Source organism: Frankia sp. CcWB2 (assembly GCF_977927585.1).
On record NZ_CDWRCM010000064.1, the window covers coordinates 3,287 to 15,604 of the forward strand.

Sequence of the window (12,318 nt, forward strand, 5' to 3'; positions counted from 1 at the left end):
GCAGGCATGAGCGTTATCCGTCAGCATCGACGTTCTCCTCGTAGTCGCATCTCCAGGGCCACTTCCGTGAGCACCTACTAACGCTATGTCGCGACATCTTGGTGCTCCAAGAGACGACTCCGGTGCGATGCGTGCACAGAGGTCACTCCCGGACCACTGGCGGGCCCTGATTGCACGCATGTCCGCCGAGCCGTCCGAAAAAAGCGCGTTATATTCCTGTTTCGACCGAACACGACCACGTCGGCCGGTCAGGAATTCCGTTGCGAATCGGGCAGTCGGGGACATGCCCATGGGAAGGGCCCCTCCGCGGTTCACGCGGCGCCGATCGGACTGGACGCGCGGTGGGAAGGGGACGGCCGCGGCGGGGCGAGGCCGCGCCGCGTCAGATCCGGGCGCCGGCTGCGTCGAAGAAGGTCAGGGTGGACAGCGGTGCGCGCAGGGTGACCGGCATGCCCACGCCGAGCACCTGAGCGGCGTCGACCCGGACGGCGAGCACCCCGGCGGAGGTCCGGACGTGCACCGTCCGCTCCGCTCCGAGCCGCTCGCTCACCACGACCTCACCGGTCACCCGCAGCGCATCCGACGCCAGCGACGCCAGCGCCACCGGCGCCACCACGGCGTCCGCCGGTCCCAATCCTGATCCGGTGGAAGCCCCCGCAGCCAGGACCAGGTGCTCGGGCCGGACTCCGAACGCCGTCGCGCCGGCGGGGGCGGCCAGGGCGAATCCGTCCCCGCGCAGCTGGCCGTCATGCCAGCGTCCCTCCCGGACGTTCATCGGCGGGCTGCCGACGAATGCCGCGACGAAGCGCGTGGCGGGCCGGTCGTAGATCTCGTCGGGCGTCCCGATCTGCTGCAACCGGCCGCCGCTGAGCACCGCGACCCGGTCACCGACCGCCATCGCCTCGGCCTGGTCGTGCGTGACGAACAGAGCGGTGGTGCCGAGCCGGCGCAGCAGGCCCACGATCTCGACCCGCAGATCGACCCGGAGCTGGGCGTCAAGCCCCGACATCGGCTCGTCCAACAGGATCACCCGGGCCCGGGTCGCGAGTGCCCGGCCGATCGCGACCCGCTGGCGCTGGCCCCCGGACATCTTCGCGGGCCGGCGAGCTGCCAGCTCACCGATGCCGAGCATGTCCAGCGTCTCACGGGCCCGGGCCACCGCCGCGGCCTTCGGCAGGCCACGGCCGTAACGCAACGCCAGGGTGAGGTTCTCCAGCGCCGTCAGATGCGGGTAGAGCGCGAAATGCTGGAAGACCATAGACACGTCCCGGCGGTGGGGTGCGACGCCAAGCTGGCTGACCCCGCCGAAACGCAGATCACCCGACGTCGGCTCCTCGAGCCCGGCGCAAATCCGCAGCAGCGTCGACTTACCCGAGCCGGACGGTCCGAGCAGCGCGACGATCTCCCCCGGCGCAACCGTCAGGGTGACGTCGCGCAGCGCATGGACCGGGCCGAACGACCGGCTCAGCCCGTCGATCTCGATCGGCACCCCCACGGTGGCGGCCGTCACCGCGACGGGTCCGTCGGCCGGTTCCGTGATCCGGGTCATCGGTCTCTCCCACGGCGTCCGCCGGTCAACGGGTGAGTTCCACAGCCTGGCTCTGGGCCGCGGCGAGAGCCCTGACCGAGTCCTCACCCTTGAGGATGCGCTGCACCTGGTCCGAGATCGCGCTCGGGACCTCCCCGCCGCGGGCCCCGCTCCAGGCCGGCGCCTTCACCAGCGAGGGGATTAGTGCGTTGAACGGCTTGAGCTGCGGATAGGTCTCGTAGAACGACCCGAGCTGGCTGACAGCCTGAGTATCCACCGGGATGTAGCTCAACGCCTCCGTGCTCGCGGCCACGACGTCCGGCGAGAGCAGCGACACGACCAGTTCGGTCGCCATCTCCCGCTGGCAGCGGTCGGTGGACAGGACCGTCAGCGCGTTGCCGCCCGCGACCGGGTGCTGGGTCCCGCCGGGCAGGGTCGGGAACGGGACCGCGCCGGCCCGGAAACCCTTAGTCCCCTGCCCCGCGATGAACCTTAGCCCACCGGCCACGGAGGCCACTGTCACGGCGGTCATCGCCGTCTGCCGGCGGATGCCGAACCGCAGCAGGCCCTGCTGGGTCGGGTCGGCGGAGTGCGTGCCGTAGCTCGCGGCCTTCGCGAGGAACGCGGCGGCCTCGCGGGCCGCCGGGGTGTGCAGGGCGGGCCGACCGTTCGCGTCCTGGATCGACGTCCCCTTGGAGCTGGCCAGGGTGTTGAGGATCCACTGCCCGAACTGCTGGCCGGTCGGCAGGTCGAGGGGCTGGATGTTCTGACCCGAAGCCTTGATCTTGTCGGCGGCGACGATCACCCCGTCGGTCGTGCCCAGCGTCGCCGGATCGACGCCGGCCTTCTGCAGCACGTCGAGGTTGTAGACCAGGGCCAGGGACGACACCTGCTGAGGAATGCCGATCTGCTTCCCGGCGACCTGCCCGAGGCCGACCAGCCGCTGGTCGTAGGACGCGCGCAGCAGGCGCGGGGAGAGCTCCTGGGCGCCGAGGTCCCGGGCGAAGGTCGGGAGCAGGTCGAAGCCGGCGACCGCCACGTCGACGGAACGGCCGGCCGAGCGGTCGGCGCTGATCTGCTGGACGAGGGAGGTGTAGTCCGGCGCGCTCGTGTTGAGGTCCACGGTGAGGCCGGGATGCGCCTTCTCCAGATAGGCCTTGCCGGATTTCGCGACGTCGTTGAGCGTGCCGACGGCGGACATCCGCAGCCTCTTGACCTGGGCCACGCAGGCGGGCGACGCCTTGGCGCCCGCCACGTTGTCGACGCCGGCACCGGCCGGGCGGGCCGTGGGGCGCAGGCTCTCCGCGGGGTCTGCCGGGCCCGCGTCACCACCGCCGCCGCACGCGGTCAGGATGATCATCGCAGCGGCGACGGGCAGCGGCAGCATTCGGCGAATACGGATCACACGTTCCTCCTCTCAGGCACCGGCACCCGTACCGGTGATTCCGGCGGCGAGACGGCGTTGGGCGACGACGAAGACGACGAGCGACGGCAGGCTGATGATCAGCGCGGCCGCGGCGAGCTCGGTGAAGTCCGGAATGACGGAGGAGGAGTCGGTCATCAGGCGCGCGAGCGCCAGCGGCGGGGTGGCGATGTCCGGCGACCGCGCGACCAGCAGCGGCCACAGGTACTCGTTGTACGACAACAGGAAGCTGAACACCGATACGGAGGCGATCGCGGGCGCGGCGAGCGGCACGATGATCGTCCACAGCGTCCGCCAGGTACCGAGCCCGTCCATCCGCGCGGCTTCCAGGACCGACCCCGGGATGGTGCTCATGTACTGCCGGAACATGAAGATCATCGCCGCGTGTGTCATGAACGGCAGGACCAGGCCGACCCGGGTGTCAGCGAGTCCGAGCGCGGAAATGGTGACGTAGTTCGGCGCGGCGGTGATCTGGGTCGGCACCAGCAGGGTGGCGAGTACCACCGCGAAGGCGGCCGTACACCCGCGAAAGCGCAGACAGGCGAAGGCGTAGGCGGCCGGGATCGCCGTCGCGAGCTGCAACGCGAGGATCGCCAGGCTCACCGCCACCCCCGTGAGCAGGGCGGGTCCAAGATCACCAGCGTACCAGGCGCGGTCGAACGAGCTCAGGTCGATGCTGGACGGGATCGGGTTCGACGTCAGCGCCAGCGCGGTCTGCCGCGGCCCGATGGCGGTCCGCACCATCCAGACGAAGGGTAGGACGGCCGCGACGATGCCGATCGTGAGCAGGACGAGACGCCCGATCGTCGGTCCGGCCGGTGACCGGCGGCGACCGCGCCGCGATGCCGGGATCGGCGCCGGCGCCGATCCCGGTTGCGGGGCCCGCCGACGCGAGGCTCGCCGCACGGCGTGGCCACGGGGCGTGGGCCCGGGCACCGGGCTGGAGGTGTCGACGCTCACGCGGCGGCCTCCCGTGTGCGTCGGATGCGGCGCCCGAGCAGCCCACCAGCGGCACCCAGTGCCACGATCACGACAAACAGCATCAGGGCGATCATCGAGGCATATCCGATGCGGAACGATCCAGTGAAGCCGACCTCGTAAATGTAGTAAATGATCGTCGTACTGGAGTCCAGGGGGCCACCTTTCGTGAGCACCGCGACCGTTTCGAAGGTCTGCAGGGTCAAAATGGTGACGAACACCCCCAGGAAGATCGTCGTCGGGGCGAGCAGCGGCAGGGTGATGTGACGCAGCCGGGCGAATCCGTGGATGCCGTCCACGTCCGCCGCCTCGTACACCGATCTCGGGACCGCCGTCAACCCAGCGAGATAGACGACGAAGACGAAGCTCGTCAGCCGCCAACCACCGACGAGGGCCACCACCGGCAACGCGGTCGAGGTGTCGCCGAGCCAGTCGACCGGAGCCACCCCGAACAGCCCGACGATGGTGTTCGCGAGACCGTCGGGGCTACTGTCGAACATGTAGGCGAACACGACCGCCATGGCCACAATATTCGCACTGACCGGCAGAAACAGCGCACATCGCACCAGCGCCCGACCGTGGGTCACCCGTTCGGCGGCCAGCGCGAGCGCCAGCCCGATCGCGACCGCCGGTACCACCGTGAGGGCGCAGTACAGCAGCGTGTTGCGCACGGCGCCGGCCAGGTCCGCGTCAGAGAGAGCGGTACGCAGATTCGCCGTGCCGACCCAGTCGAAACGCGGCCCCGTCAGGGTCTTGTCCGTGCCCGCGATGAACGCCGACATCAACGCGGGCCCGACGACGAAAACACCGAGTCCCACGAACGCCGGCAGCAACAACACGCCGACTCGCCAGCCCGCCCGGCTACCACCCACCTCACGCGTCACGGTTATGCATCCTGGCCCCACCTGTGCCGGGATGCCGGTACGGGGTGGCTCCCGCGGGGGAGCAGCCGGTGCCTGCACGTGTCGTCCGGTCCGTCCACATCCCACGCGACACCGCCGACGGCCCACGCAACACCGCCGACGGCTCGGATCGACCCCCACGGCCGACGCGCCGCACCCGGTCGACGGCGAATCGTGGTGACCGATCCGTGGCGGCTGTCCCCTCAACGGCCAACGCCTGCAAGAATGGCAGGAAACGTCAGTCGATCTTCGGGAACACCATGAGCGACCGCAGCGAGCCCGACCACGCCTCCGCCTGGGGGCGTGTCGCCGACGACGGCACGGTCTTCGTTCGCACGGCCAGCGGCGAACGTGCCGTCGGATCATGGCGTGCCGGCAGTCTCCGCGAGGGTCTGGCCCACTTCGAACGCCGCTTCGACGATCTGTCCGCCGAGGTCGAGCTGCTCGAACGGCGGCTGACGGTCAGCGGGGTTGATCCGGCCGGGATCGTCGGCAGCGCCCGCCGGCTGCTCGGCTCCCTCGACGAGGCCGCGGTCGTCGGTGATCTGGAGGCGCTGCGCACGCGGCTGGAGGCCGTGGTCGCCGCCACTGAGGAACATCGCTCCGCGCTCGCCGCCGAGCGGGCCGAGCGGGCCGGCCGGATCGCCGCGGCCAAGGAGCAGCTGGTCGCCGAGGCCGAACGGCTCGGCCGCAGCTCGGAGTGGAAGACCGCCGGGGAGCGGTTCCGCGCGCTCGCCGAGGAGTTCCGCGCCGCCGGCTCGTTGGACAAGCGCACCGACTCGGCGCTGTGGCGGCGCATCGCCACGGCCCGGGACGAGTTCACCCGCCGCCGGACCGCGCACTTCGCCGCCCTCGACACGCAGCGGGCCCGTTCAAGGGAACGGAAGGAGGCGATCATCGCCGAGGCGGAGGCGCTGTCCGACTCCACCGACTGGGCCGGCACGACCGCCCGCTACCGGGCGCTGCTCGCCGACTGGAAGGCCGCCGGTCGCGCGGCGAAGGATATCGACGACGCGTTGTGGAGCCGCTTCCGTACGGCACAGGACGCCTTCTTCACCCGCCGCAACGAGGCCAATGCCAAGCGCGACGCCGAGTTGCGCGAAAACCAGGTCAAGAAGGAGGAACTGCTGGCCGAGGCGACGGCGTTGGATCCGGCCGATACCGACCGCTCGCTGCGTCGTCTCCGGGAGATCCAGGACCGCTGGGACGAGATCGGACGGGTCCCCCGGGAGATCGCGGGCTCCCTGGAGCGGCAGATGGCGGCCATCGGCGACAAGCTGCGCGAGGCCTCCGATGCTCGCTGGGCCCAGCGATCCCTCTCCTCCTCACCATTCGTGACGAAGCTGCGGGAATCCGTCGCAAAGTTGGAGGCGAAGCTGGCCCGGGCCCGGGCCGCCGGACGCACCAAGGAGATCGCCGACACCGAGTCCGCCCTCGCCACTCAGCGGGCCTGGCTGGCCCAGGCCGAGGGACAGTCCCACAACGACTGAGCCGCGCCGGCAGGCACGGGCGCTTCGGGTGGGCCCGAAAACGGGGAACTGCGGCATCTGCCGTGGTCACAGGGGCGACGGTCCGCGGAGTACCAGGTGGTGCACCTCGGGGCGGACACGTCCAAAGAGCGCTAACTGACCGCTTGCCAGAGTTAGCAACCCGACGTATCGTCGGCTGCGTTGGTGATGTGTTGTGGCGGCGCACTCGTTTCCGTACCGGCCGGAGCCTGCCGAGGCACCATGGCCTCCCCTGAATCGCAGCGTCCACGGACGGCGGGCTCTCGGCGGGCAGTCGTCCTCGGCGTCCTCGGCCGCAGGGTCCAGCCGTATGCCGAGGTTCACGGATGGCGGGGCGCCCGCCATGGGCGCGGCAACCCGCCTCGCCCTCCGGCGAAGGAGGCGTTCGACCCGGTGGCGGCCCTGAATGTGCGCGATCTCGGTGATTTCATCCGCGATCAGCGGCACACCGCACAGATCTCCCTTCGTCAACTCGCCAAGCAGGCCGGGGTGAGCAACCCTTACCTCAGCCAGATCGAGCGAGGCCTCCGGCGGCCGTCCGCGGAGATTCTTCAGCAGATCGCGAAGGCGCTCCGCATCTCCGCCGAAGTGCTCTACGTGCAGGCCGGAATTCTGGAGAAACGGCAGGGCGGAGAGAACGTCATGGCTGCCGTGCTCGCGGACGAATCCCTGTCCGAACGACAGAAGCAGGTCGTGCTCGACATCTACGAGGCGTTCTGCCGGGAGAACGCCATCGCGGCGCGGGCCGGCCGCGGCCACCCGGACGGCGACGCCGAGGCCGGGTCGCGCGGGTTCGTCCCTGGCGAGCCCGCCGCCCCGACCGCGAGTCCAGCCGCCATCGGTGGTTCGTCGTCCGCACGGGGTTCGGCCGCCACCGCGGGACCGACCTTCGCGGAGCCGACGACGAAACGGAAATCCGCCCGAGAGGCGTCAACGACATCCCGGGGCGGCACCACCACCGCGGCACGGTCGGCCCCGTCGGACGGTACGGGCAGGCCGTCACCGGGAACCGCCACGGGCCGCACCAGGCGATCGAAGGCCACAGGAGGCGAACCGACGGCGACGAGGGCCGAGAGCAGTCCGATCACCGGCGCTCCCCCCGCGTCCACACCCGCCCCGGCAGCACCGGCTCCGCAGCCGACCACCGACAACCCGGTCGATCAGACCTAGGTCGACCGGCGGGGACTGCGGCGACAAGCAGGACTCCGTTCCTGTACGGCATATCACCACCCTGACCCTCGCATCATTTACCCGACCTTTCACCCGTCGGCGACGAATCGCTAACAAGAAATCTCTACACGAAATCAACGAATCTTCGAACCGAGGGAGACATCATGGCCACCACGCGCACGACGAATCGCCCCGCGAGCCGTCCCACCGCCCGCGTCAGCACGCAGACCCAGGAGGACACGGCCGAGGCGAGGGCCGAGGTCAAGGTTCCGCTGGCGGAGGTGCGCAAGCCGCTCTACGCGTCGGTGGGAGCGGCGGATCTCGCTGTGGCGAAGCTGCTCGCCCTGCCGACGACCACCAGCACCGAGGTTCGGAAGATCTCCGACCGGGTCGGCGCGCTGCCCACCCAGGCGGCGCGGGTCCCGACCCAGGTCGGGACGGCCGTGCGTGCGCTGCCGGCCACCGTCACCTCCCAGATCTCCGACCTGCAGGGACGCGCCACCCACCTCTACAACAGCTTCGCCACTCGGGGGGAGAAGCGGGTGGCGAGCATCCGGCGCAGCCCGGCCACGGAGGAGGCGGTGCAGCACACCCGGACGGCAGTGAGCCAGACCCGCGCCGCACGCACCTCGAGCCGCAAGGCGGCCGAGGCGGTCGGCCGGGCCGTGACCGAGGCCGCCCCAGAGAAGTAACGGCCCGCGAACATCGACACACCGGAACACCAACGGGCAATCATTGACGTGTTCCGGTCGACTACGGGTCCGGGGCCTGGTGCCCGGGGCCCGTGGTCCGATGTGTTGTATTAACTCATGCGCTATCGCCCGCTGGGATCCTCCGGACTACTGGTGTCTGTCGTCGGCCTCGGCTGCAACAATTTCGGCTCGCGCGTCGACCTCACCGGCACCCGCGCGGTCGTCGACGCGGCGCTCGACGCCGGGATCACGTTCTTCGACACCGGCCGACACCTACGGGAACAAGGGCGGCTCGGAGACGCTTCTCGGGCACGTGCTGCGAGGCCGCCGCGACGATGTCGTCCTCGCCACGAAATTTGGCAACGACATGGGCGGCATGTACGGCCAGGACTTCAGCGCGCGGGCGTCCCGGCGGTACATCCGCAAGGCGGTCGAGGGTTCGCTGAGCCGGCTGCAGACCGACTACATCGACCTCTACCAGCTGCACACCCTGGACGCCTTCACGCCGATCGAGGAGACGCTCGAGGCCCTCGATGAGATCGTCAAGGAGGGCAAGGCCCGTTACATCGGTGCCTGCAACCTCGATGCCTGGCAGGTCGCCGACGCGGAGTGGACCGCCCGGGCGTCCGGGGCGACCCGCTTCATCTCCGCACAGAACCACTACAACCTGCTGGAACGGGGCGTGGAGGCAGAGCTCGTGCCGGCCGCCCAGAAGTACGGCATCGGCGTCATCCCGTACTACCCGCTGGCGAACGGCCTGCTCACCGGCAAGTACCAGCGCGACGAGGTGCCGGCACCCGGCTGGCCGGCCGGCCGGACGAGCTGACCGACGAGGTCTTCGACCGGCTGGACGCCTTGGAAACCTTTACGCGGGAGCGGGACCGGTCGCTGCTGGACGTCGCGATCGGCGGGCTGGCCGCCCAGCCCGGGGTCGCCTCGGTCATCGCCGGCGCGACCAGCCCGGTCCAGGTGCGCGCGAATGCCGTGGCCGGTCAGTGGCAGCCCCGCGCGGACGACCTCACGGTGCTCGACAAGATCGCCGTGACCCGCCGTCCCGCCGACTGAACGCGGGACCGACGGACCCACGATCCGGGGCGTCCCGCCAGATCTCCGCCGGGACGTCCCGCACCGCGCCGGCAGAACGTCCGAACCGCCCGCCGGGGGCCAGTCGACGGTCAGCTCGCCCAGCCGCCAGCGCCGCCGGTCGCCGCGGACCGGCCAGCCCTGGGCCTGCAGATCCGCCACTGCGGCGATCCACCGCTGGCGTGGGGAAAAGACGGCCCGCGGCGCGGCCCGCTCCCAGGCGCGGTCGAAGGCCGTGAACAGCCGGTGGACGTCATGGCCGGGTACGTTGTGCTCGATGAGCGCCTTGGGGAGCCGCTCGGCGAGCTCGGACGGACGGGCGAGGCTCGCCAGATGCGCGGAGAGGGTCAGCGTGGGCCCGGCCGGGCTCCGCGCGCCGGACGGCAGCCAGGCCGGCGCCGCTCCCGGGGCCGGAAGACCGAACCAGCAGGCGCGCCGACCCGTCTCGTCGCAGGTTCCCTCGACAAGCATCCCGCCGGGGGCGAGCCGCGCCAGCATCGTCGCCCACGCGCCGGGGACCGCAGCCTCGGGATACTGCCGTAGCACGTTCAGGGCACGCACCAGCACCGGGCGCTCCCCCGGCGGCGGAAGCTCGAACCCGCCGCGGGTGAACCGCAGCCCGGGAGGTCTCGCGGCCGGGACGGCCCGGGCGACCCGGTCCTGGTCGAGCTCCAGGCCGACGACGCGCACGTCCGGACGCACCGTTCGCAGCCGCTCGTAGAGCTCCACCGTGGTCACCGGGGACGCACCGAAGCCGAGATCGACGACCAGGGGATCCGCCGCCCCACGCAGCAGCGCGGCGGCCGCGTCGAGCGTCCAGCGATCGATCCGTCGCAACCGGTTCGGCGCGGTGGTACCCCGGGTGGGCATCCCGAGGGCACGCGCCCGTCCGGCCGCGAGCCGCCGCGCCCGACGGGAAGAGTTCGTCACGGATCCACCCTGGCAGACCGGCAGGCCGGCGGACCAGGGGCCGGCCGGGACCCCGAAGGGGGGAGACCAACAGTTGACCTGACAACCGGCCGGGTAGAACGGTTGGAGACGTGTTCGTCCACAGCAGGGTGGGTCGTGTCGGGCAGGCGCCGGGGACGTGGAGATGTGGAGATGCGGAGGTGCTCGATGCGTCTGATCAGAAGCGGCGCCGCCCAGGTCCGCGGTGAGCCCGAACGGCGCGGGCGGCCCAGCCGGGTCGCGATGCTGTCCATGCACACCTCACCGATGGAGCAGCCGGGAACGGGCGATGCCGGGGGGCTCAACGTCTACGTCGTCGAGCTGTCGCGGCAGCTCGCGGCGTTGGGGGTGGAGGTCGAGGTGTTCACCCGCGCGGTGAGCAGCAAGCTGCCGACCTCGGCCGAGCTGTTGCCGGGTGTGACGGTCCGCCACGTCGACGCCGGCCCGTACGAGGAGATCCACCGGGAGGATCTTCCCGCCTGGCTGTGTGCGTTCACCGCAGCTCTGCTGCGCGCCGAGGCCGGGCACGAACCAGGGTGGTTCGATGTGATCCACTCGCACTACTGGCTGTCGGGTCAGGTCGGTCTCGCGGTGGCACGGCGATGGGGTGTCCCGCTCGTGCACACCTCCCATACGCTGGCAAAGATCAAGAACGGCGCGCTGGCAGCCGGAGACCGCCCGGAGCCGCCTAGCCGGCTGCTCGGCGAACAGGAGGTCATCGGGGGGGCCACCCGGCTGCTCGCCTCCACGGCGGACGAGTACCGGCACCTGACCGATCTGTACGACGCGGCGTCGGACCGGATCGACGTCGTCGCGCCCGGCGTCGACCTGGAGGTCTTCCGGCCAGGTGACATGGCGCAGTCCCGGGCCCGCGTCGGCGTGGATCCCGCCGACGACCTGCTGTTGTTCGTCGGCCGGATCCAACCGCTCAAGGCACCCGATCTGCTGCTGTGCGCCGCCGCGGAACTGCTGCGGCGCGATCCCGCCCGCCGCTCGCGGCTCACCGTCGCCGTGGTCGGCGGCCCCAGCGGATCCGGTCTGGAACAACCCGACGCCCTGGTCAAGCTCGCGGCGTCTCTCGGGATCTCCGATCGCGTCCGCTTCCAACCGCCGGCCCCGCAGCAGGAGCTCGTCCACTGGTACCGCGCGGCCACCGCCGTCGTCGTCCCCAGTCACAGCGAGAGCTTCGGCCTCGTCGCGCTCGAGGCCCAGGCCTGCGGCACTCCGGTGGTCGCCGCGGCGGTCGGGGGCCTGTGCACCGCGGTCGCCGACGGTGTCTCCGGGCTGCTCGTCGCCGGTCGGACCCCCGCCGTCTATGCTGACGCGCTGGATCGGCTGCTGCGCCAGCCACGATGGCGGGCCCGGCTCTCCGCCGGAGCGGTGGCCTGGGCCGGTGGGTTCGGCTGGTCGGCCACGGCCCATGGCGTGCTGCGCAGCTACCGGCACGCGCTGAGCCCCACCGCCGTCGCCGTCTGAGAAAGGATCTCCGCCGGAACCGGCATCGTCTACCAGCTACCGGGGAGGCCCCAGCCATGACGGCACCCATCGACGCGGCGGAACGCAACCGGCTCGACGTGGTGATCGAGGACACGCTCAAGGATCTCGGTCTCGCCTACGACCATGTCGACACCGGCTCGTTCCTCGTCGCGCTGGAGGGCGAGCACAAGCTGCGCACGATGACGTGGCTCGTCGTGCAGGACCACACCCTGCTCGTCGAGGCGTTTTTTATGCGCGCCCCGGCGGAGAACGCGACGGGCACCTACGGATTCCTGCTCGGCCGCAACGCGAAGACCTACGGGGTGCACTTCTCCATCGACCGGGTCGGTGACATCTTCCTCACCGGGCAGGTCCCGCTGCTGGCGGTCACCGCGGAGGAGATCGACCGCCTCCTTGGCTGCGTCGGCTCCTACGCCGACGAGAACTTCGACCCGGCGATAGCGCTGGGATTCGCCTCCGCCATCGAGCGGGAGAAGGCGTGGCGGGCCAAGCTGGCCGCCGACGCCGGCTCGGCCACGAAGCCGGGATGAGACCCGATCCCGAGAAGGACGCGGTGCTTCCCGGCGATTCACGCGCCCCCATTGTACCC

At 71.0% G+C, this 12,318-nt stretch carries 9 protein-coding genes and 2 pseudogenes; 6 read left to right on the top strand and 5 right to left on the bottom strand.

Annotated features, from left to right (window positions below):
* Positions 1-382: 382 nt before the first annotated feature.
* Genes ACY45C_RS09150 through ACY45C_RS09165 form a run of 4 tightly spaced genes read right to left on the bottom strand, consistent with a single transcriptional unit; the run spans position 383 to position 4,813 of the window.
* Positions 383-1,549: an ABC transporter ATP-binding protein gene (locus tag ACY45C_RS09150; protein WP_462187194.1), complete on the bottom strand. Its 1,167-nt coding sequence runs from the start codon at positions 1,547-1,549 to the stop codon at positions 383-385.
* Positions 1,550-1,574: 25 nt separating this feature from the next.
* The gene (locus ACY45C_RS09155) at positions 1,575-2,933 is read right to left on the bottom strand and encodes an extracellular solute-binding protein (protein WP_462187195.1); all 1,359 of its coding nucleotides are present in this window, start codon (positions 2,931-2,933) and stop codon (positions 1,575-1,577) included.
* Positions 2,934-2,945: 12 nt separating this feature from the next.
* A complete protein-coding gene (locus ACY45C_RS09160; protein ID WP_462187196.1) occupies positions 2,946-3,911 on the bottom strand; it encodes a carbohydrate ABC transporter permease in 966 nt (321 codons plus the stop codon).
* Positions 3,908-4,813, bottom strand: a complete 906-nt coding sequence (locus ACY45C_RS09165; protein ID WP_462187197.1) for a carbohydrate ABC transporter permease — start codon at positions 4,811-4,813, stop codon at positions 3,908-3,910. The genes ACY45C_RS09160 and ACY45C_RS09165 overlap by 4 nt, the downstream gene beginning before the upstream one ends.
* Positions 4,814-5,091: 278 nt before the next feature.
* Here ACY45C_RS09165 and ACY45C_RS09170 point away from each other — a divergent pair, with 278 nt between their 5' ends.
* The 4 genes and pseudogenes from ACY45C_RS09170 (at position 5,092) to ACY45C_RS09185 (ending at position 9,266) form a co-directional block, all read left to right on the top strand.
* The gene (locus ACY45C_RS09170; RefSeq protein ID WP_462187198.1) at positions 5,092-6,321 is read left to right on the top strand and encodes a DUF349 domain-containing protein; all 1,230 of its coding nucleotides are present in this window, start codon (positions 5,092-5,094) and stop codon (positions 6,319-6,321) included.
* A gap of 411 nt (positions 6,322-6,732) precedes the next feature.
* Positions 6,733-7,509: a helix-turn-helix domain-containing protein gene (locus ACY45C_RS09175; protein ID WP_462187199.1), complete on the top strand. Its 777-nt coding sequence runs from the start codon at positions 6,733-6,735 to the stop codon at positions 7,507-7,509.
* Positions 7,510-7,673: 164 nt separating this feature from the next.
* Complete coding sequence (locus ACY45C_RS09180; RefSeq protein ID WP_462187200.1) at positions 7,674-8,201, top strand: hypothetical protein; 528 nt, start codon at positions 7,674-7,676, stop codon at positions 8,199-8,201.
* A gap of 117 nt (positions 8,202-8,318) precedes the next feature.
* Positions 8,319-9,266 (top strand): annotated as a pseudogene (locus tag ACY45C_RS09185) (aldo/keto reductase).
* Positions 9,267-9,359: 93 nt separating this feature from the next.
* Here ACY45C_RS09185 and ACY45C_RS09190 read toward each other — a convergent pair.
* Positions 9,360-10,154, bottom strand: a pseudogene (locus tag ACY45C_RS09190) (class I SAM-dependent methyltransferase); the annotation flags it as partial.
* 246 nt (positions 10,155-10,400) lie between these two features.
* Between ACY45C_RS09190 and mshA the strand changes: the two are divergent.
* Both mshA and ACY45C_RS09200 read left to right on the top strand, forming a co-directional pair.
* The gene (gene mshA / locus ACY45C_RS09195; protein WP_462187201.1) at positions 10,401-11,708 is read left to right on the top strand and encodes a D-inositol-3-phosphate glycosyltransferase; all 1,308 of its coding nucleotides are present in this window, start codon (positions 10,401-10,403) and stop codon (positions 11,706-11,708) included.
* 56 nt (positions 11,709-11,764) lie between these two features.
* Positions 11,765-12,259 (top strand): type III secretion system chaperone family protein, encoded by a 495-nt coding sequence (locus ACY45C_RS09200; RefSeq protein ID WP_462187202.1) that lies wholly within the window; start codon positions 11,765-11,767, stop codon positions 12,257-12,259.
* Positions 12,260-12,318 lie beyond the last annotated feature (59 nt).

Coding starts and splice junctions, on each gene's coding strand:
- ACY45C_RS09200 (WP_462187202.1), top strand. CDS start 11,765: ATGACGGCACCCATCGACGCGGCGGAACGCAACCGGCTCGACGTGGTG.
- mshA (WP_462187201.1), top strand. CDS start 10,401: ATGCGTCTGATCAGAAGCGGCGCCGCCCAGGTCCGCGGTGAGCCCGAA.
- ACY45C_RS09180 (WP_462187200.1), top strand. CDS start 7,674: ATGGCCACCACGCGCACGACGAATCGCCCCGCGAGCCGTCCCACCGCC.
- ACY45C_RS09170 (WP_462187198.1), top strand. CDS start 5,092: ATGAGCGACCGCAGCGAGCCCGACCACGCCTCCGCCTGGGGGCGTGTC.
- ACY45C_RS09150 (WP_462187194.1), bottom strand. CDS start 1,549: ATGACCCGGATCACGGAACCGGCCGACGGACCCGTCGCGGTGACGGCC.